This is a genomic window from Sphingomonas sp. H160509 (assembly GCF_024124765.2).
In the GTDB taxonomy this organism is placed as follows: Bacteria; Pseudomonadota; Alphaproteobacteria; order Sphingomonadales; family Sphingomonadaceae; genus Sphingomonas.
Map to the genome: position 1 here is coordinate 3,603,323 of NZ_JAMXSR020000002.1, position 20,011 is coordinate 3,623,333.

The 20,011-nt window shown below is 64.1% G+C and carries 15 protein-coding genes and 6 pseudogenes; 5 read left to right on the plus strand and 16 right to left on the minus strand.

Annotation, left to right across the window (positions count from 1 at the left end; genetic code table 11):
- Positions 1–5: 5 nt before the first annotated feature.
- Positions 6–1,572 (minus strand): annotated as a pseudogene (gene murJ, locus NHF48_RS19545) (murein biosynthesis integral membrane protein MurJ).
- Between the two features lie 26 nt (positions 1,573–1,598).
- Positions 1,599–2,111, minus strand: a complete 513-nt coding sequence (secB, locus tag NHF48_RS19550) for a protein-export chaperone SecB (RefSeq protein WP_253072029.1) — start codon at positions 2,109–2,111, stop codon at positions 1,599–1,601.
- Positions 2,112–2,279: 168 nt separating this feature from the next.
- On the opposite strand from secB, the gene NHF48_RS19555 reads away from it, so the two are divergent.
- The 3 genes and pseudogenes from NHF48_RS19555 to NHF48_RS19565 all read left to right on the plus strand — a co-directional run bounded on the left by NHF48_RS19555 (position 2,280) and on the right by NHF48_RS19565 (position 4,899).
- The gene (locus NHF48_RS19555) at positions 2,280–2,924 is read left to right on the plus strand and encodes a Tim44/TimA family putative adaptor protein (RefSeq protein ID WP_253072030.1); all 645 of its coding nucleotides are present in this window, start codon (positions 2,280–2,282) and stop codon (positions 2,922–2,924) included.
- A gap of 43 nt (positions 2,925–2,967) precedes the next feature.
- A pseudogene (mltA, locus tag NHF48_RS19560) lies at positions 2,968–4,324 on the plus strand (murein transglycosylase A).
- The gene (locus NHF48_RS19565) at positions 4,324–4,899 is read left to right on the plus strand and encodes a Smr/MutS family protein (RefSeq protein ID WP_253072031.1); all 576 of its coding nucleotides are present in this window, start codon (positions 4,324–4,326) and stop codon (positions 4,897–4,899) included. The pseudogene mltA and the gene NHF48_RS19565 overlap by 1 nt, the downstream one beginning before the upstream one ends.
- Positions 4,900–5,120: 221 nt before the next feature.
- Here the strand turns inward: NHF48_RS19565 and dapE are convergent.
- The 10 genes and pseudogenes from dapE to NHF48_RS19615 all read right to left on the minus strand — a co-directional run bounded on the left by dapE (position 5,121) and on the right by NHF48_RS19615 (position 13,419).
- Positions 5,121–6,237: pseudogene (dapE, locus tag NHF48_RS19570) on the minus strand (succinyl-diaminopimelate desuccinylase).
- Positions 6,234–6,905, minus strand: a complete 672-nt coding sequence (locus NHF48_RS19575) for a glutathione S-transferase (RefSeq protein WP_253072032.1) — start codon at positions 6,903–6,905, stop codon at positions 6,234–6,236. The pseudogene dapE and the gene NHF48_RS19575 overlap by 4 nt, the downstream one beginning before the upstream one ends.
- Complete coding sequence (locus NHF48_RS26195) at positions 6,902–7,933, minus strand: phosphatase PAP2 family protein (RefSeq protein ID WP_446741182.1); 1,032 nt, start codon at positions 7,931–7,933, stop codon at positions 6,902–6,904. The genes NHF48_RS19575 and NHF48_RS26195 overlap by 4 nt, the downstream gene beginning before the upstream one ends.
- A gap of 152 nt (positions 7,934–8,085) precedes the next feature.
- Positions 8,086–9,517 (minus strand): annotated as a pseudogene (locus NHF48_RS26200) (S41 family peptidase).
- Between the two features lie 202 nt (positions 9,518–9,719).
- Positions 9,720–10,337 carry a ribosome biogenesis GTP-binding protein YihA/YsxC gene (gene yihA, locus NHF48_RS19590; protein WP_093399584.1) on the minus strand — a complete coding sequence of 206 codons (618 nt, stop codon included), beginning with the start codon at positions 10,335–10,337 and terminating at the stop codon, positions 9,720–9,722.
- Positions 10,338–10,396: 59 nt separating this feature from the next.
- Positions 10,397–12,106, minus strand: coding sequence for a membrane protein insertase YidC (gene yidC, locus NHF48_RS19595; protein WP_253072033.1), 1,710 nt, complete (start codon positions 12,104–12,106; stop codon positions 10,397–10,399).
- Positions 12,103–12,360, minus strand: a complete 258-nt coding sequence (yidD, locus tag NHF48_RS19600) for a membrane protein insertion efficiency factor YidD (protein WP_253072034.1) — start codon at positions 12,358–12,360, stop codon at positions 12,103–12,105. The genes yidC and yidD overlap by 4 nt, the downstream gene beginning before the upstream one ends.
- A gap of 195 nt (positions 12,361–12,555) precedes the next feature.
- Positions 12,556–12,913 (minus strand): annotated as a pseudogene (gene rnpA, locus NHF48_RS19605) (ribonuclease P protein component).
- Positions 12,914–12,969: 56 nt separating this feature from the next.
- On the minus strand, positions 12,970–13,104 hold the full coding sequence (rpmH, locus tag NHF48_RS19610; protein ID WP_031393806.1) for a 50S ribosomal protein L34: 135 nt from the start codon (positions 13,102–13,104) through the stop codon (positions 12,970–12,972).
- An 87-nt stretch (positions 13,105–13,191) separates the two neighbouring features.
- Positions 13,192–13,419 (minus strand): hypothetical protein, encoded by a 228-nt coding sequence (locus tag NHF48_RS19615; protein ID WP_253072035.1) that lies wholly within the window; start codon positions 13,417–13,419, stop codon positions 13,192–13,194.
- A gap of 206 nt (positions 13,420–13,625) precedes the next feature.
- Between NHF48_RS19615 and NHF48_RS19620 the strand changes: the two are divergent.
- Together NHF48_RS19620 and NHF48_RS19625 are read left to right on the plus strand one after the other, a co-directional pair.
- Positions 13,626–14,763 (plus strand): annotated as a pseudogene (locus NHF48_RS19620) (YifB family Mg chelatase-like AAA ATPase); the annotation flags it as partial.
- An 85-nt stretch (positions 14,764–14,848) separates the two neighbouring features.
- Positions 14,849–15,199 (plus strand): hypothetical protein, encoded by a 351-nt coding sequence (locus NHF48_RS19625; RefSeq protein ID WP_253072036.1) that lies wholly within the window; start codon positions 14,849–14,851, stop codon positions 15,197–15,199.
- Positions 15,200–15,592: 393 nt separating this feature from the next.
- On the opposite strand, the gene NHF48_RS19630 is transcribed toward NHF48_RS19625, so the two are convergent.
- From NHF48_RS19630 to NHF48_RS19645, 4 genes are all read right to left on the minus strand, one after another.
- Positions 15,593–15,952 carry a hypothetical protein gene (locus tag NHF48_RS19630; protein ID WP_253072037.1) on the minus strand — a complete coding sequence of 120 codons (360 nt, stop codon included), beginning with the start codon at positions 15,950–15,952 and terminating at the stop codon, positions 15,593–15,595.
- Between the two features lie 57 nt (positions 15,953–16,009).
- Positions 16,010–16,177, minus strand: coding sequence for a hypothetical protein (locus NHF48_RS19635; protein WP_253072038.1), 168 nt, complete (start codon positions 16,175–16,177; stop codon positions 16,010–16,012).
- 127 nt (positions 16,178–16,304) lie between these two features.
- Complete coding sequence (locus NHF48_RS19640) at positions 16,305–17,660, minus strand: hypothetical protein (protein WP_253072039.1); 1,356 nt, start codon at positions 17,658–17,660, stop codon at positions 16,305–16,307.
- Positions 17,578–19,953 carry a hypothetical protein gene (locus NHF48_RS19645; RefSeq protein WP_253072040.1) on the minus strand — a complete coding sequence of 792 codons (2,376 nt, stop codon included), beginning with the start codon at positions 19,951–19,953 and terminating at the stop codon, positions 17,578–17,580. The genes NHF48_RS19640 and NHF48_RS19645 overlap by 83 nt, the downstream gene beginning before the upstream one ends.
- Between the last annotated feature and the right edge of the window lie 58 nt (positions 19,954–20,011).

The following is a 20,011-nucleotide window of genomic DNA, read 5'->3' on the forward strand; positions in this document are numbered from 1 at the left end:
GAAACCTATCTGGAACGACGCAGAAGCGTGGAGATGTCGCCCAGCCGGAACGCGCCGGTGAGCAGTGTCGCGATCGCATAGACCACGCCGCCGGTGGTAACCAGCACCAGCATGGCGCCCCAGCGCTGGATGCTGGTGCCGGTCACGAACGGCTGGAACAGGTCGTTGAGGAAGAACATCACGACCCCCATGATCAGCGCCGCCACCAGCAGCCGCCACGTCCGCCGTCGCAGCCGCGCGTCGGGCGTGAAATGTCCGCGACGGACGAGCGTGCGATAGAGCATCGCGACGTTGACCGTGCTCGCGATCGCGGTGGCGAGCGGCGGGCCCATATGCCCCAGCGGCTTGATGAAGGCGAGGTTGAGGACGAGGTTCACGACCATCGACATCGTCGCATAGCGCACCGGCGTGCGCGTGTCGGAGCGCGCGTAATAGCCCGGCGTCAGCACCTTCACGAGGATGTACGACGGCAGCCCGATCGAGAACGCGGCCAAGGCCTGCGCGGTCAGCACGCTGTCCTCGAGCGCGAACTTGCCGTGCTGGAACAGCGCGCCGACGATCGGCACGCCGCACACGATCAGCGCGACCGTCGCGGGGAGGGTGAGGAACAGCGCGAGCTCCATGCCACGGTTCTGCGTCGCCATCGCCTCCGCATCCTCGCCGCGGCCGAGTTGACGCGAGATCGTCGGGAGCAGGACGGTGCCGAGACCTATGCCGATCAGCCCGAGCGGGGAGCTGGTTCAGGCGGTCGGCAAAATAGATGTACGAAACCGACCCCGCCGGCAGCAACGCAGCAGCGAGCGCGGTCGAGACGACGAGGTTGATCTGCACCGCGCCCGCGCCGGCGGCGGCGGGCCAGATCAGCGACATGAGCTTCTTCACGTCGGGATTGAGCTGAGGACGCTTCAGCCGAAGCTTCACGCCCGACGCCCGGCACGCGTAGATCAGCCATCCGAGCTGCAACGCACCCGATATCGTCACCGCGATCGCCTGGTTGCGCGCGGTCAGCAGCGGCTGGTGTTCGTGGAACAGCAGCAGCGCTGCAATCAACGTCGCATTGAGCAGGATTGGCGCAGCCGCATTGATCCAGAATTTGTGCAGTGAATTGAGGATGCCGCCGAGCAGCGACACGAGGCTGATCAGCGGCAGGTAGGGCAGCATGATCCGTGACAGGTGGACGACATAGTCGAACCGCTCAGCGCTCGCGCCATTGAACCCGAAGGTCAGCAGCCACGTCATCGGCCACGCCGCGAGCTCGAACAGCACCGTCATCAGGATCAGCGTCGGTAACAGCACGGACAGCGCATCCTCGGCGAATGCGATCCCGTCGGGCAGCCCGCGGCCATCCTTGTCGCCGACCTTCCGGTTGAACATCGGGATGAACGCGGCCGAGAACGCGCCCTCCGCGAACAGCGCGCGGAACATGTTGGGGAGGCGGAACGCGATCAGGAATGCGTCGGACGCGAACCCGGCGCCGACGAACCGCGCGAACAGCGAGTCGCGCATCAGCCCCAGGACGCGGCTGGCAAGCGTCAGCCCGCCGACCGATCCCAGCGCCTTGGTAAGATTCATCTAAGCGCGCTCCGCCCCCACGTCGCTCAGGCCTGGCCGAAATCGCCGACGTTGGGCTGGATGCCCTGCTGCTCGGACTGCTGGAGATACAGCTGTGAGAAGTCGATCGGCTCGAGCAGCAGCGGCGGGAAACCACCGTCACGCACTGCATCCGACAGTACGCGGCGTGCGAACGGGAACAGCAGGCGCGGGGCCTCGCCCAGCAGGAACGGCTGGACATGCTCCGCCGGGATGTTGCGCAGCCCGAATAGGCCCGCGTACGAAAGATCGACGATGAACGCGACCTGCCCCTCGCTCTCGGCGCGGACGTCGATCTTCAGCACGACCTCGTGCACTTCGTCGCCGACCTGCGCCGCGCCGATGTTGAACTGCACGTCGATCGCCGGCGGCGTCTGGTTCTGGTAGACGGCCGGTGCGTTCGGGTTCTCGAACGACAGGTCCTTGACGTATTGCGAGATCAGCCCGGCAGCGGGGACCGTGTCTTCACCGTTCGCGAGAGCCTGGTCGGGCGTGGTGAAGCCGTTGTCCTGATCATCCATTCGTCGTGTCCTTAGAGAATAAGCGGAAAATTGGGACCGAAGCGGACCGCTTGCGCGTTCTGTTCGATCGAGGTGGTGCGAGTAGCAGTGCCGAAGGGGCGTTTCAACGGGCGCGGGTTTGAATAGCTGCGGGTTTGCCCTATGTTGAAGCGAAGATCGGAGGCACGGTTGTTTTACGTAGTTCTTCTCGCGATGGTTGCAGGCTTCTTGGCGATGCGACTCTACAGCGTGCTCGGCAAGCGGACAGGGCATGAGCAGCCCTTGCCGCGGGCGGCCGAGGACCGTCCTGCGCTCGCCGCCGTGCCGCGAACCGTCGAAGCGGTTCCGGATGCGCGCGAAGTCGCCAATCGCAACCTGGAGACCAAGGCCGAGCCCGGTCTGCGGGCGATCGTCGCCGGCGAGCCCGGTTTCGACGTCGCGCGCTTTCTCGAAGGCGCGCAGGCTGCGTACCGCATGGTGCTCGAAGCCTTCTGGAAGGGTGATGAGGACGCACTGGCCGATCTCGCGGTCGACGATGTCCGCGCGGCGTTCGTGGAAGCGATCGAAGCGCGCCGTGAGGCTGGTGAAGTGCTCGACAACCGTCTCGTGTCGATCGAGCGCGCGCTGATCGCCGACGCCAGCCTGACGGGTCGCGAGGCGCGTATCACGGTCCGGTTCGACGCGGATATTGCTGCAGTGACCCGCGATGCTGAGGGCAATGTCCTTGCCGGGTCGCTGACCGACGCGGTCGAGACGCACGACGTCTGGACGTTCGCGCGGACGCTGAAGAGCAGCGATCCGAACTGGAAGCTTGCGGACACCGACGAAGCCTGATGGCTCGGGGCATGGGGAAGGGCTCGGCGGTCTGGGACTGCCGATGCTGATGGCGACGCTGTTGAGCGCGTGCGTCGGTGGTGTCGAACCGCCACGGTCGGGTCCGCCACCGGTGGACCGGACAGATGATCGGTCGGATGACCGACCAAGCGAACCCGTTCGCGTGCATCCGTCGCGCGATACCGGCGCATCCCCGAACATTCGCGGTATCCAGTCGCCGGCGCGGATCGTCGGCGCTGTGCCGATGCTAGCATCACCGGTCGTCCCAGCGGTCGAACCTGTGAATGCCGCCGCTGCGGGCGTAATCCCCGGTCCACCGATCGCGAGCCTTCCGATCGACGATGCGCAGGCGCAGGCGGCGTTCGCGGCGTTCGTCACGAGTTGTCCGTCGCTGGTGCGCCGTAACGACACGTCAGGGCTGACGCGCGGCGCGGATTGGCAGCCGGCCTGTACCGCGGCGGCATCGACCGATCGCCGCAATGCTCGGACATTCTTCGCGCAATGGTTTGAGGCCGCACAGATCGGCGACGGCAAGGCGTTCGCGACGGGCTATTACGAGCCCGAGATCGCCGGTTCGCTGGAGCGACGTGACGGCTATGCGCCGATCTATGCGCGTCCGAACGACCTCATCGACGTCGATCTCGGCGCATTCTCGACCAGTCTGAAGGGTAAGAAGGTGCGCGGTCGCGTCGATCGCAGCAACTTGGTGCCCTATTACGATCGCACGGCGATCGAGCAGGGCGCGCTATCGGGCAAGGCACCGATCCTCGCCTGGGCGCGCGATCCGGTCGAGTTGTTCTTCCTTCAGATTCAGGGCTCGGGGCGGCTGCGGTTGCCCGACGGCGAGATCCTGCGGATCGGGTATGCGACGCAGAACGGCCGCGACTATACCGGTATCGGAGCTCTGATGAAGTCCCGCGGGCTGCTCCAGCCGGGCCAGACCTCGATGCAGGGCATCGTTGCATGGCTCCACGCACACCCGGCCGAGGGGCAGGCGATCATGCGCGAGAACAAGAGCTTCGTGTTCTTCCGCGAACTCGAGGGCGCACCCCTAGGGGGCGCTCGGCCTGCCGGTCACTGGGCAGGTTAGCGCCGCCGCCGACGTCAAGTTCGTGCCGCTCGGCGCGCCGGTGTTCTTGTCGCTCGACCGGCAGGGCGCGAGCGGCTTGTGGATTGCGCAGGATACCGGCGGCGCGATTAAGGGCAGTAATCGTTTCGACACGTTCTGGGGTGCGGGCGCGGCGGCCGAAGCGACCGCTGGCGGCATGGCCGGACGTGGCACCGCGTACCTGCTGCTGCCGATCGGCACCGTGGCGCGCCTGAACGGCCAAGCGAATGGGGCGCGATATGGCGGGCCGTCCGCTCAACCCCTGATGAGGCGCAGCTCTGGGCGCGCGTGATGGCGAGCGTGCGTCCGATGCGCGCGGTCGCCGTGCGTATCCCGGAGCGCGCGCCGCCGCTGCCGCCTCCACCCAAGCCGCTCATAGGTCCCAACGGCAAGATCGTGCCCGCACCGCCTGCGCCAATGGGGCGGGTAAAGCCGCTAGTCCGTACCGTGGTCACGCCGTACGCCGCGAGGGCGGGGGCTAAGCCGGTAGTCGCGCGGCCTGTAGCCAAACCGATCACGGCCAACACGCTAGATGGCGGCTGGGACAAGAGGCTCACGCGCGGTGTAGTAAGTCCAGACAGCTCGATCGACCTGCATGGCCACACGCTGGCGTCCGCCCATGCACTGCTCGACGTCGGCCTGGGACGGGCTATCGCTCGCGGCGACCGTGTGTTGCTGCTGGTGACGGGCAAGCCGCCCCGCCCCGAAAGCGAACGTCCGCACGCGAGAGGCGCCATCCGGTCCGCAGTCACCGACTGGCTGGCCGGCTCGCGGCATGCGGACTCGATCGCCGCGGTGCGCGGCGCGCATCCGCGGCATGGCGGGCAGGGCGCACTGTACATCGTCCTGAGGCGCGGACGGGACTAGCTCTGGGTTTGGATTCGCGAGGTCCGGGCCTAACGATTGTTACCTCAGTTTGGTAATCGTGGGCTGATCGCCATGCCGGTGAGTTTGAGCACATCGGAGCACATCTACTTCCCCCCTCCCTGGAAGGGAGGGGCAGGGGGTGGGTCGGCTTCCGCGACTGCGTACGGTGCGGCTCAAGCGGCCTCATCCGCCCCCAACCACCCCCTTCCAGGGAGGGGGCGCTAGTCGAGCGCCCGCGCGATCACGTCCGCGTAGATATCCGTGAGCGTCCGCAAATCCTCGACCGCAACCGCCTCATCGACCTTGTGCATCGTCGCATTGATCAACCCGAACTCCACCACAGGGCAAAGCTTCGACAGGAAGCGCGCATCGGACGTGCCCCCGGTGGTCGACAGTTCCGGGGTGACCCCGGTCGCGCCCACGATGGCCTCCGACAACAGCGTCGAGAAAGCGCCCGGCTCGGTCAGAAACGCTTCGCCCGAGACCTTCCCCGTCACCACTACGCGCGGCGCATGACGCTCGGCGATCGCGCGGATACGCTCGATGAGGTCCGCCCCGCGGTGCTGATCGTTGAACCGGATGCTGAGCCGGGCCGAGGCTTTGGCCGGGATGACATTGTGCGCCGGGTTGCCAACGGTGATGTCGGTAACCTCGATGTTCGACGGCTGGAACCAGTCGGTGCCTTCGTCGAGCACGATGCCTTCGATCTCCCCGATGATCGCGATCAACCGGGGGATCGGGTTGTCGGCGAGATGGGGATAGGCGACATGCCCCTGCCGCCCCGGCACGGCGATCCAGATGTTGACCGAGCCGCGCCGCCCGATCTTCACCATGTCGCCGAGCCGCGCGGTCGAGGTGGGTTCGCCGACCAGGCACAGGTCGGGCACGACGCCGCGCGACGCCATCCGCTCCATCAGCGCGACGGTCCCGTACGTCGCGGGTCCCTCTTCATCCCCGGTGATGATCAGCGACAGCGTCCCGGCATCGCTCCGGCTCGCGGCTGCGACGAAGGCAGCAACCGCGCCCTTCATATCGACCCGCGCCGCGGCCGTAGAGCAACCCGTCGCGAAGCTCGCCGGACCAGGGCGACCCGGTCCAGCCTTCGCCGGGGGGGACGACGTCAACATGGCCGGCAAATGCCAGATGCCGCGGTCCATCGCCGCGCACGGCCAGCAGATTCTCGACCGGGCCGTCGGGTGCCTCGCCGACCGTGAACCGATCGATCGCAAACCCGAGCGGGAGTAGCGCCATCTCCAGCACATCGAACACCGCACCCCGCGCAGGCGTGACGCTATCCGCGCGGAGCAGCGCCTGCGCGAGCGCGACGGGATCGATCATGCGGTCGCGGGCACCGGCTGCTCGAATTGCTCGAGGACCCATTCCTCTTCCTGCGCCGCCGCGATCCAGTCCTGCATGAACGGATGCTCGAACATCGCCTGCATATACCCCGCCGCAAACCGCGCGATCGGCAGCTGGTACGTGACGATCCTCGTCACCAACGGCGCAAACATGATGTCCGCCGCGCCGAACTGGCCGAATAGAAAATCGCCCCCGCCACCGAAGCGTGCGCGTGCCTGCGCCCAAATTTCCATAACCCGCTGCAATTCGAGAAGCACGTCGTCTTCGGGCGTCTGCGCAGGAAACACCTGGCGCACGTTCATGCTGTGCTTGCGACGCAGCGCGGCAAAGCTCGAATGCATCTCAGCCGCCATCGACCGCGCCATCGCGCGCGCAGCATTGTCCTCGGGCCAGAAGCGCTCGCGCCCGACCTTGTCCGCGAGATAGTCGACGATCGCCAGACTGTCCCATACCACCGCGTCGCCGTCCCACAGGATCGGCACCTTGCCGGACGACGGCGCGAACTCGTCGCCTGAGCGGCGCTTTTCCCAGTCGGAATCGTACATCGGCACGACCACCTCCTCGAAGGGGAGACCGGATTGCTTGCAGGCGAGCCAGCCGCGAAGCGACCAGGACGAATAGGCCTTGTTGCCGATGATCAGTTTCATGGGGTGTGGACTAGCGGGGCAGGCGGGTCGCGGCAACGCCGTTGGCGCTGGCTCGACACGCGGTGCTGCGTGGCATGAGGTGATGCAGTGTCGCGATCGCCGCCAGCGCGACGATCGTGCCAAGCAGGATGTCGATCAGATAGTGCGTACCCTCGACGGGCGTCGACAGCAGCATAGCCGTGTTCAGGGCAAGCACCGGCCAGCGCAGCCGCGGCAGGCGCCACGCGGCGTTGATGTAAAGCGTCGCGGCGGCGGCGTGGAAGCTTGGCGCTGATACGATGCCGCGCAGATGGCCAAGGTCGACCACCCGCACGCTGTGATCGCGGAGTGCAGGTATCAGCCCATGCTGCCATTGTTCGCTCTCGGGCATATAGGCGATTGGTTGATGCCACAGATACGAGAACGGACCGATCGCCGGCATGAAGGCGTAGAGGGATCAGCGTGCCGATCGCGGTCAGCCAGAACGTCGCGAGGAACCGGTGCGCGGCGACGCGGTCACCTGTGTAGGCAAAGGTCGCGAACAGGATCGCGGGCGTCAGGTAGATGCTGCGATATGCCGCTAGACCAAGCGTTTGCAGGACCGGGGTCTCTGCTACAAGCCGATACCATGCGAGCCAGTCGAAATGCAGCAGCGCATCGATCCGCTGGAGTGCTGCATCGTGGAACCCATGCGTCAGCGCCGCGACCGGGTAGCTCGCCACCGCGCCCATCAGTGCCAGCAGGGTGAAGACGCCGTAATACTCGGCGCAGTCTGCGACCGCGCGCGCATGACGCCAGGGGCGGTCGCGAAGGCCGAAGCGCAACGCCAGCAGGACGACGCCGCTTACGTAGAATGGCATGTTGTCGGCGTCGTACGGGTCGATCGATAGGCCCGCGACATGCATCATCACCGTCAACATCGCCAGGCTGAGGATCATCCCACCTCCGATCCACCATCCATAATCGGGCACGCTGTCGTGTGCGGGCAGCGCCCCGCGGTGGATGTCGGCGGGCAGCCGCGGGTTAGTTGCAATCGAAACGTCATTCATGGTCGGCGAACGCGTATCACATACGGGGGAACAAGCGACCCTCGTCGGCTGGATCGGCTTTCGTTTGGCTGAACGGTAACGAACGACGAGCGTCGCCCTGCCGTAGGACGACGCCCGCTATAGCCGCGGTTTCACGGTCTCAGTCGCTGGCTTCAGAACGAACCGGGGACCATACGTTGCGCGGTGGTCGGCGCTGCGGGGATCAGCAGGTCCTGACGGGTGCTCGCGGTGGTTCTTGCCGACTGCGCGCTGACATCGCTGGTGATCGCCGAGCAGGTGCGGCCCGCCAGGAAATCGAGCGCGCGACGCGTGGACGCCTCGCGTGCGTCGCCAAGTGGGAAGCCGATATCGTCGGTCGCGCGACAGGTCGCTTCCACGGTCGACGCGAGGCCATCGAAGTAATTGCCGTTGCGCGCCGCGTTCTGCGTCGCGAACGCGATCACACGCAGACGATCGTCGCAGGCGGGCTTGTCGAGAGCGATCTGCCCGACGGGCTTGCCGTAGGTATTGGTTCCGATCAGCGCCGAATTGCCGTGGAGATACGGTGTGAAGGCATTGATCAAAAGTTCGCTCGCCGATGCGGTGCCGCCGCTGCCGATGAATGCGATCCGCGTCGGCGCGATCGACTCGGGTTGTGGTGCGAAGAACCGCGTCTCGTTGTTCGAGGCCTTCTCCGTGCGGAACGTCGTATAGTCGAACACCTCGGACGTTGATCGCCCCCCGCCAAGGAGGTCGCCGAGATACTCCGACGTCGCGACAAGACCACCGCCATTGTAGCGCAGGTCGATGATGACCTTCGTCACGCCCTGCGCACGGAAATTCGCGAACGCTGTTTTCAGCGCGGGTTCGGCCGTGGAGATGAACGTGCGCAAGTTGATGTAACCAACGCGCTGACCGCTATCCTCGATGATCTTCGCGCCGTACCGCGACGAGACCGGCAACAGTGAGAAGTCGGCCTTGGTGACGGTCACGTCCCGTGTACCGGCAGCGTCCGAGACACGAAAAACGCGCGCCGTACCGGTCGTGTCAGGACCGAATGCGGTGGTCAGCCCGGCCGTGCCCTCGGCAGTGATGATGGCACTGACGGTCCGCAGATTGCTCGATGTCGTACCGATCGCGAGGATCTCGGCACCGCGGTCGATCCCGGCGGCAAGGGCAGGAGCGCCCTCGAACGATTCCCGCCGCGAAGAGCCGCTGGCCGGTCTGGTCGAGCGCGAACCGAATGCCGAAACCAGCGCTCGATCCCGAGGCGTAATAGGCGTTCTCTTCCTTGATCGACGTCAGGTAGGTGAAGAACCGATCCTTGCGCTGCGCTCGAGCGGTCGCGGTCAGCGCGTCGATATAGCTATCGACCGTCGTGTACCCCGCAGGGCTCAAGGTCGCAGGCAGCGTATCGGGCAACAGATACCATTCGCGAATCTGCGCCGAAGCCCAGTCCTGGCGTTCGCGCAACGAACATCCCGCGGTTGCGGTCGGCGTGGGTGTCGGCGTAACGCCAATAGCACCACCGGTACCACCACCGGTCGAGTTCGTATTGCCGTCGCTACCTCCGCAGCCCGACAGCATCGCAGCTATCGCCAGCATTGTCCCGAACCGTGCCCGCATTGCCTAATCTCCACCCGTTCGACGGAGGCTACGGAATTCGCCGTACGATGCTAGCAGGAAATCGAAGATTGATCCGATGTCGGCAGATTTTGACGGTGCGGCTGGCAGTATACCCGCCAGCGTCACCTGCCATCGCCATTATGACGGGGTAGGAAGGGCCCGGAGTCTGCAGACTATGCCGTTAGCTGACCGCTTCGACGACGGCCGCGCGGAGTTCGGGAATGCCCATGCCGTACTCGCTGGACGTGACGAGGATGTCGGGATGTGCGGCCGGACGCTTGCGCGCCTCGATCGCGGTGCGCTCGGTGACGTCGACCAGTTCGGACGCCTTGATCTTGTCCGCCTTGGTCAGGACCATGCGGTAGCTGACCGCGGCCTTGTCGAGCATCTCGAGGATCTCGCGGTCGACGTCCTTGATGCCGTGGCGCGAGTCGATCAGCACGAGCGCGCGCTTCAACACGTCACGCCCGCGGAGGAAATCGTTGATCAGGAAACGCCATTTCTTGACGACGTCCTTGGGCGCCTTGGCGAACCCGTAGCCGGGCATGTCGACCAGGCGAAACGCGAGCGGCGCTCCGACGTCGAAGAAGTTCAGCTCCTGCGTGCGGCCCGGCGTGTTCGACGTGCGCGCCATCGAATTGCGCCCGGTCAGCGCGTTCAACAGCGACGACTTGCCGACGTTCGAGCGACCGGCGAACGCTACTTCCGGCACCGACGCATCGGGCAGGAACTCAAGCGTCGGCGCCGACTTCAGGAAGCCCACATGCCCCGCGAACAGCTTCCGCGCATGCTCCAGCATCTCCGGCGTAAACGGCGCGTCGGTCTGCTCGAGATCGGAACCTAAGTTGGGAACGTCGTTCACTTGGTCACCGGCACTTTCAGGCCCGGATGGCGGGCGTAGAGCAGCTTCTGTTGGATGATCGTCAGGCAGTTCGACGTGATCCAGTACACCTGGAGGCCGACCGCGAACGGCGCCATGACGAACATCAGCACCCATGGCAGCAGCTTGAAGACCTGCTTCTGCGTATCGTCCATCGGCGTCGGGTTCAGCTTGAACTGGAAGTACATGCTGATGCCCAGGATGATCGGCACGACACCGATCGCGATCATGTGCGGCGGCGTGAACGGCAGCAGGCCGAACAGGTTGAGCGGCGTCAGCGGATCGGGCGCGGACAGATCCTTGATCCACGCGACGAACGGCTGGTGACGCATCTCGATCGTCAGCATCAGCACCTTGTACAGCGCATACATGATCGGGATCTGGAGCAGCGTCGGGGCGCAACCGGCGAGTGGATTGACCTTCTCCGCCTTGTACAGCGCCATCACTTCCTGCTGCATGCGGACCTTGTCGTCCTTATACTTCTCCTGCAGCAGCTTCATTTTCGGCTGGACGGCGCGCATCGCGGCCATCGACTTGAACTGGCGCTGGGCGATCGGGAACAGCAGGCCGCGGATCGTCACGGTCAGCAGGATGATCGCGACGCCGAAGTTGCCGACCATGCGGAACAGCCAGTCGAGATAGTAGAAGATCGGCTTCTCGACGATCCGGAACCAGCCCCAGTCGATCGCGTAATCGAGCTTGGCAACGCCGCCGGCCTGATCGGTGTAGCGATCGAGCAGCCGGACTTCCTTGGCGCCGGCGAAGAAGCGCGAGACCTGCGTGATCGACTGGCCGGGTGCGACCTGTTTGGGCTGGAGCGCGTAATCGGCCTGGTACGCCTTGTTGGCGCCGGCGCGGAACTGGCCGTCGAACGCCTGGCCCTGGTCTGGGATGATCGCGGTCAGCCAGTATTTGTCGGTGAAGCCGAGCCAGCCGCCGGTCGTAGTGAACTTCTGCGCGGCCTCGTCGATGTCCTTGTAGTTCGGACGGTAATGCGCGCCGCCATTGTCGACCGACATCGGCCCGACATGGATCGTCATCGACGACGGATCCTTCGAGATGCCGACCCGGTTGACGAGGCCATAGGTGGCGACGGGGACGGGCGCGGTGCCGGCGTTGAGGACGGTCTGGCGGACCGTGAACATGTAATCCTGGTCGACCGCGATCTGGATTCGGAAGCGCTGGCCGGTGGCGTTGGTCGCGTCGAGCGTGACCGGCGTGGTCGGCGTCAGCGTTGTCGCGCCCGAGGGCGTCCAGACGGCGTCGGCGGCGGGCGGGGTCAGGCCCTGCGCGCGCCAGCCGAAGCTTGCGAAATAGGCGTCGGGTGCGCCAGCGGGCGACAGCAGGCGGATCGGCGGCGAGTTCTTCGCGACGGTCTCATCATAGCCCTTGAGCACGAGATCGTCGATCCGCGCGCCCTTCAGGTTGATCGAACCGGACACGCGCGGCGTCTCGATGCGGATACGCGGGGTGCTCGCGATCACGGCGTTGCGATCGCCGATCGCCGCAGCTCCGTCTGCGGCCGGATCGGCTGCGGGGTTCGCAACGGCCTTGGTCTTGCCGCCCTCGATCCGCGTGACCGGCGGATTCGCGGTCGGGAAGAACTTGCCCTGGATCAGCGGCCATCCGAACAGGATCAGCGCCGCGATCACCGCGAACAGCACGAAATTCTGCTTGTCGTCTTTCACAGGGCGGCGTCTTTCAGTTTCTTGTCGTTATCGGCGACTGGGTCAGGGACCGGGTCAGGTCCGTACCCGCCCCACGGATGGCAACGCGCGATACGCTTCGCCGCCAACCAGCCCCCCTTGAGCGCGCCATAGCGCCCAACGGCCTCGATTGCATAGGCGGAACACGAAGGATCGTAGCGGCAACTCGATGGCAGGACGAGCGAGGGACCGAGTTGCCACGCGCGGGCAAGGAGGATGAGGAGGCGGGCTAGCATAATGTGGCCGAGCCTCGGAGACCCTTAGAGTGTTTCCCCGCGAAGGCGGGGACCCAGTATGGGCTCCCGCCTTCGCGGGAGAACAAGGGGCGGGGGCAATCGCCCGTTCTGCACCGCGCCACCCAAACCCAAGTACCACCCCGGCGGAGGCCGGGGCCCAGTTGGGGGACGTAGCTAACAAAAGGCTGCGCTGCATCACGGCCGCTTTCCCACCTGGGCCCCGGCCTTCGCCGGGGTGGTGGTGTTCGCGAGAGTGGCAACCTTACCTGCTGGCGTGTCAACAGCTTGCGGCGTAACCTTGCGGAACGCCTTGCCGAGCTCGGTGCGCAATAACGCGTAATCCCGCTCGACCCCGCCGTTGCGCCCGATCAACACATGGTCAGCCCCGGCAACGCCGCGCTCCGCCAACAGCTCACGCGCCAGCGCCCGCAACCGCCGTTTCATGCGGTTCCGGACGACGGCGTTGCCAATCTTCTTGGTGACGGTGAAGCCGATTCGCATCGTCTCGTCACCGTCATCGCGGGGGGCGCATGAGCAGGACGAATCCCGGCATCGGTGCGCGCTTCCCCGCATTCGCCGCGAGAAAATCGCGGCGTTTGTCTAGAATGGTTAGGCCGACAGCTTCTTGCGACCGCGTGCGCGGCGTGCGTGGATCACTGCCCGGCCGCCGACCGTCGCCATCCGTGCGCGGAAGCCGTGACGGCGTGCGCGTACCAGGTTGCTCGGCTGAAAGGTCCGCTTCATTGGTCATTCCCTAGGTCATCAAATAGAAAACGGCCGCCACGGGGACGGCCTTGATGGCTGGGCGCTTACGGAAAGGGCGGCGGTAAGTCAATTCGCACCCGTCGTAACGGTCGTGTTTTTGGCAGCCTTGGCACGCTCATGCCGTCGCATCGCGCTCTGCCGCCGCATCATCCGATCGACGAAATGCCCGGTCCGTGGCCAGCGCCGCTTCAGCCGCGCCCATTTGAGCCGTGCCCAGCGCGAATTGCGCAGGACGAGGACCATCCCGCCCGCGAACAGGAAGATACCCGCAGGCCCCGGCAGCGGCGCGAGCAAGGGCGCACTCAGGGATCAACACTATCCCGAGCACCAACTGGCCGAAGCGAAGGACGGGGGAGCGGACTGCTTTCACGGAAGGCATGTGGGTCCGGTGTATTAGGTTCGCAAGACGGCGTGATCGGAGAGTTCCGTGCCGCCTATCCTTGCAGACATGGCAAATCGGGTATGAATAAGGCGTGACGTCGTGTCGCGGGGGAGCGGGCATGGCGGCGATGGTAGCGACGGTGGCGTATATGGGACTCGAAGCGCGCGCGGTCGAGGTGCAAGTCCAACTGATTCCAGGACTTCCCGCGTTCAACGTGGTCGGCTTGGCAGACAAGGCGGTCGGCGAAAGTCGCGAACGCGTGCGCGGCGCGATCGCCGGGATGGGACTATCGCTGCCGCCGAAACGGATTGCGGTGAACCTGTCGCCCGCCGATCTCCCTAAAGAAGGGTCGCATTTCGATCTTCCTATCGCGCTGGCGTTGCTGGCGGCGATGGGCGTGGTCGATGCCGAAGCGCTGGCGGATTACGTGATCGTCGGCGAACTAGGGCTCGATGCGCGGATCACCGCGTCGCCGGGCGTGTTGCTCGCTGCGCTGCATGCGTCGGAAGTGGGGAAGGGGGCTCGTTTGCCCCGCGGCGCAGGGCTCGGAAGCGGCATGGGCGGGCGAGATCGAGGTCATCGCCGCGCCGGATCTGCTTTCGTTGCTCAATCACTTCAAGGGCCACGGCCTGCTCAGCCCACCAAAACCGGGAATCGTCGAGCACGCCGATCATGGTCCGGACCTGCGTCAGGTGAAAGGGCAGGAGACCGCGAAGCGCGCGCTGGAGATCGCAGCTGCCGGATCGCATAATTTGCTGATGGTAGGCCCGCCGGGTTCCGGCAAGTCGCTGATGGCCTCGTGCCTGCCCGGGATCCTGCCACCGCTCGACCCGGCCGAGGCACTCGAGGTGTCGATGGTCCAGTCGGTGGCCGGCACCCTGACCGGCGGTCGCTTGACCCGCACGCGGCCTTTTCGGGCCCCGCATCATTCCGCCTCGATGGCGGCACTCACCGGGGGCGGCTTGAAGGTAAAGCCGGGGGAGGTGAGCCTTGCGCATCTCGGCGTGCTCTTCCTCGACGAACTCCCGGAGTTCCAGCGCGCCGTCCTCGATTCGCTGCGCCAACCGCTTGAGACGGGTACGGTCAGCGTTGCCCGCGCCAACGCGCACGTCACCTTTCCTGCCCGTGTCCAATTGATCGCCGCGATGAACCCATGTCGGTGCGGGCATCTCGGCGATGCGAGTCTGGCCTGCGCGCGAGCCCCGAAATGCGCTGCAGACTACCAGGCGAAGGTGTCGGGTCCGTTGTTGGACCGTAATGAGGCCCTTTTCAAGTCAATAGGACGAGTGACTAGTTGGTCATGAGGAGCGTTCCGGTATAATCCGCCGCAAGGGGGATATTATGAACTTTGGCGCTTGGCTGTTGAGCGTGGACTGGCTTGATCTGCTGGATCACATCGCTTCAATAATGACGGCGGCTGTCGCGGTGTGGGCGTGGTGGCAGTTCGGTTTGCGCCGCCGACGAAACCGATCTGCCTTAGAAAATTATTTGAACGGTCTACGCGGAAAGCCTCAATGGGGCACCGACAAAGGCCAAAGGACCATCGTGCATCTCATGGCTGAGCTACGGCAGACTGAGGCGGAGATAATCGAGGGCGCATTCTCAAGCAGGAAGGTTCAAATTATCCGTGTGCCCGATCCCCGCACGGGATTGGCTGCTGAGATAATGATTTCGTATAAGGATAACGGTTAGACCGCGTGCATCTGTAACCGTGGACTCAGCGCGTCGCTGGCTCGATTGTCGCCCAGCCCCTGCACTTGCAGACTGTGCATATCAGCCGGGCTTGCGCTCGCCTCACGGTCGCCTGATGACCAACGGCATCAATGAGCGCGCGGCTTCGCACCGTCGCGACGCGATGGCACCGGCATCGAATATGGGCGTGCGTGAAGCCTTCGAGGTGCTCGATTAAGAGGCGTTCCGAGTCGGTGCGGACCATAACTCTAAATAGAACGAAGAGGGAACATTTAGAAGGGGAACGCCTTGCGCTTGCGCGCCGGAACGATGAGCTTCGCGAGCTTCGCCTTCATATCGTCGGGCAAGTCCGGGTTTTCCACGAACGCCGCCAGTAGGATCAAGCGCGCTTGCTCAATCGGCATTTCGAGGCCGGTTTAGCTCTAGGGGTTTTTGCCCTTCGAGCATCCGCACCCGTTCTTTAACGCGGTTCATGTCCGCTTCGTATGCGTTGTCGCGGGCGTCCTGAGCCGCGTCTGAGCGCTGTAGATCGCCGATGATCTTGGCGCTCGCGCCCTGTCCGGTCTGAAGTCCGTCGATCGACTTGCTGAGCGCGCTCACGTCGGCACTCATCCGGGTGACAGTGTTGTTGAGGTTCAAAAGCTGCCCGCCAGCCCAAAGAATGAGGGCAAGGATTACCGCGCCGATAATCGTTGAGGCGTGCTTAGCGAAGCCACGCTCTTCTGCGGGCGCGAGGGCGGCGAGCGCTGCCACTAGATTAGGATCGGGGGTCGGTGCGGCGGGGGGCGCGCTTGCGCGGTGCGGTAGCCATTACTCACCGCCTTTATCGGCCTCGGTCGTGTCGCCTTCGATCTTGGGAGTGTTCGAACTCCACGCCGCCGCCAGCGGGATGAAAAGGGCGATCATCGTATCGACGTGCTCGATATCGAGGGCCTTACCGCCCACCGCCAGCGCTACCGCCGCAATGAGGGGATGCAAGGGCGCGGCGGGTCGCGCCGTTGCCCAGATAGATGGCGAGTGCCACGGCGTAGGTTTTGAGCTTGGTGATCATCCCTTATTTGGGGAAGGGGAGCCCGTGAGGCCGATCAAGGCCCCACGGGATCGCTCAGGGTTTGTAAGGCCGGTTGTTCGTAACCTGATGATACTTGAACCAAGTCGAACCGGCTTGCCCCGGACCCTTCGCGGTTTCGGCGGTGAGCTTTTCCTGAAAACGAGCTTCCGCGATCGTAACGGCTTGGTCGATATCCGTTCCGGTCATCCCCAAATCCTTGATGATCGCGGGGCCTGCTAGAAGCTGATCCATCGCCTGCCCGTCGCGGTCATAGGTCTGCCCTTCGTTCGTGTAGGTATCCCACGAAGGCGCGGGGCGCGCGGCCTGCACCGCCGCGAACGTCTGGTGAAGCTTCGAGACATCGCCGCCAGCCGCCCGAATTTCCGCCTCAGTCCAATAGCTGGTGAGGTAGTCGGAACCCGATGCGTTGATAAGCAAGCCGTCCTTAACGCGACCGATCATCCGCTTACGGTGCATCGCAAGCAACCACTCGATCACCGCCTTAACCTTTGGCGAAGCGGCCTTGAGCGCGTCGATAAAGCCGATCTTGTTCGCCGCATGAAGCGCGCTCAGCCAATAGCCCGAAAAGAAGTCATGGCAATGAACGCCAATGTCGGTGAACTGGCACGGTCCAAAGCGAGCCGCACCCGCGAACACTGCTGAGCGCTGGTCAATCTCGCCGCCGATCATGATGTTGGCGGGCGGGTTGAGGAAACCGGGCGTCGCGGCATACCAGAGATCGTAGAACGTCTCGAAGTCGAACGTGATAAAGTCCATCACTTCCGCGCGGCTGTAGAGGCGATCCGAGTTGTTAGACGCCGTTTTCCACGCAAGGGCGGTGTGCATGAACTTCCATGCCGCGCCACGCTCGTAAAACTCGGTCGCGCTATCCTGCTTGCCGAGAATGACGTTATCGTAGAGCTTCGCCTGATCGAAGAACCGGTGCCCAAGGAACGCAAACTCAGGCGTTTGCCAGAGCATCGAACCCCAATGCGGCAACTGGTGAGCGTGCGCCTCATCGATCATGTTGGTGCCGAAAATCGGGCGATCGGAAGCCATGCCCGCGTAAGGAACCTTGACGCGAAGCGGCGACGCCGACGACTGCCATTCGTATTGGCGTCCGCCCTGCGCGTAATAAGCCTGAGACGCGGGAGTCGCGCCCTGTCCGGGGCCATAGTAGTGGTTCCGCATCGTGATGTTGCGGCGCATGTTGCCCTTAAAGAGCGGACGGTTGCGGCCCCCCTCGAAGGAATGGAACGGGTCCGACACATAGCCGGTGAGGTAGTCGAGGCTAATCGACTTCATCGAACGGCCATCGTGAGGGCGCTTAGCGTTCACGTCGCGAACATACTCCGCCACCATTTCCGGCATGATCTGGCGATCGTCGCGCGCACCGCCCGGACCCGTCACGGGGCTGCGCCCCATCTGGTTGAACGGCGTGTATTTCAGCCAAATACCAGCGTTCGGAACGATGCCGTCCGCCGCGTAAACGCTGCCCCTTCCACGGGTCTTGAGTGTTGGCACCCGCCGTGATGATGTCGTTGTAAGTCGTCGGCTCCCACGACATTGCGCGATAGTTCGCAAAGCCGTTCGCCTGCCCGTCGCCGAAAACGCGAGCGTCGCCGCCGTTGACGGAAAAGCCCGTCTTAGCCGCGAACGGAACGCGCATGTCGTAAGCGGGGACGTTCTTCCAAACATCGGCTTGCGAGTAAGCAACCGGCTCATGCGAGCGCCAGATAACGCCCGAACGGGTCGTGCCGAACGGGTTCCACTGGTTGTTAGCCGTGATGATCGCGACGCCGCGACCGTCGTAAGAACCCTGCCAAGCGGGCTTGCGGTTCGCTGAGTTAAGCGGCTCGCCGTTCGGCATTTCGATGCGCGAAAGCACGGTGCCGTTCACGTCCTCGATCCGCCACTTATGCGGCACCATGTAAGAGTCCTTGCCGGTCGGATCGCCGAACGGGTTGTAAGGCATGGTTGCCGCATCCCAATCGTAACCGAACTGGAACTGCACATACGTGCCGATGCGGATGCCTTCGCAATAATAAGCGATGCCGTTAATGACGGGAACCGGGCCTTGCGGTAGAACCTCGGTCCAAGTCGGCTGAGACGTGTAAAGGTTCGCGTCCTCAAACTTGCAATTCTGAGCGCTAGGCTTCGTCATTACAAGTTGCGCCGGATGCGCGACGCCTACGCCCGTGCTCCAATCCTCAAGAACCGCCTTGTAAGCGCGTCCAGCCGGAACAACCATTTCACCAACCACGATTTCGATATCGTAAGTCTGAATGCCGTTCGCGGTGTAGGTGAGGTGATAAGCGGGCTGGTTGGTAGTGATCGCGCGCGCGTCAACGACAAGCGCTTGCAAGTCGGCGCTCGTGATCGGGCCATCGCTAACCGCCTCGAAGTTGCTTTGCACGGCGGGCTTACCGACATCGAGAGCGAGGTATTCGATTTCGAGGTTATTGACGCCCTGCGAAGTGTTGCCAACCGATGCGTTGATTTCGAGCGCCGCAACGCTCGCAATGCGCGGCTTGCTGGTCGCCTGCTTTGTCTCGCCGATCTTTGTGCCGTTCACGTAGAAGTTTACCGAACCGCCCGCGCCTGTCGGGTTGTCGATCCATTCGGCTTCGTAAAGCTGGTTGGTGCCGAGAGCGCGCAAGTCGCTTGAGTCGCTCGTGATATTCTCGGTCGAGCCGTTGCGATGGATTTTAAGCTGTAGCGTCGAGCCATCCCAATAAGGCCCGAACGTCAAACCGCCCGTCGAATAGTCCATCAAGTTCATAAGGATGGCTTCCGCTCCGGTGTTCGGAATAACGCCCTTCCACTTCATCCGCATGGTCGGCGGGGTCTGTGTCGTGACTTCGTTAGCCGACGAACCGAAATCGAGGCCCAGCGCGTCCGTGAAAAGGTAAGAGCCGTTGTTTACGACAACATGGCCGTTGCGGAAGTCAAAGCCGGTGCCCGACTTGTTGAAGCCCGCCATAGACGGCACGGCATCCCCAACGGCGGGGTAAGGTGCGCCAGTGCCGCCCATCGTCCACTTGGTCGAAGTCGGCACAACAATGCCGGTCTTGCGCTCAATCCGAATGGGGAGGGCTTCCGGGATGTTGACGGTGAAGTCTGCGCTTGATCCGCCGACGAAGATGCCAAGCGGAATGATGGTGCCGGGGGTGCCGTAAATGGTCGAGCTACCCGACAAATCGATCGGCTCGCTAGGAACCTCGGGTTGCGGAAGCGGGGCGTTCGTGAGGCCAAGCGTGATCGCATAACCGGAGGTCGTCGCCTTGATCCAAAGGCCGATGCCAGCGTTGGGCTTGTCGTAAGGCAACACGACTTGCGACGACTGAGTAAGGGTGATGCCGGGATCGCCGGTCGCGACGGGAACAATGAGGTTCACGCCTGAGCCGCCAGCGGGCTGGCCTGCATACTCGGTAAGGCCGATCACCGCGCCAAAGCCGACATCGCCGTTTTTGCCTGCGGGGCCGGTCGCGCCTGCGGGTCCAGCCGGTCCAGCGGGGCCGCGCGAAGCGTCCACAAGATCACCGGCAATATCGATGATTTCGTTTACCTTGACGCTCAGATTGTAGTTGTCGGGCTGCAACGGCGCGAACGTGTAGTCGAGGCCGGATGCGGTCGCGCCTGAGAAAGGCTTAGCGAGCGTGAGCGAGTTTGCGCCGTTGATCGACGCAACCGGGTAGCTCATCCCTTCGATGATAAGCAAAACGCCGGGGTAGTTAACCGCCCAATTGGTGCCCGCACCA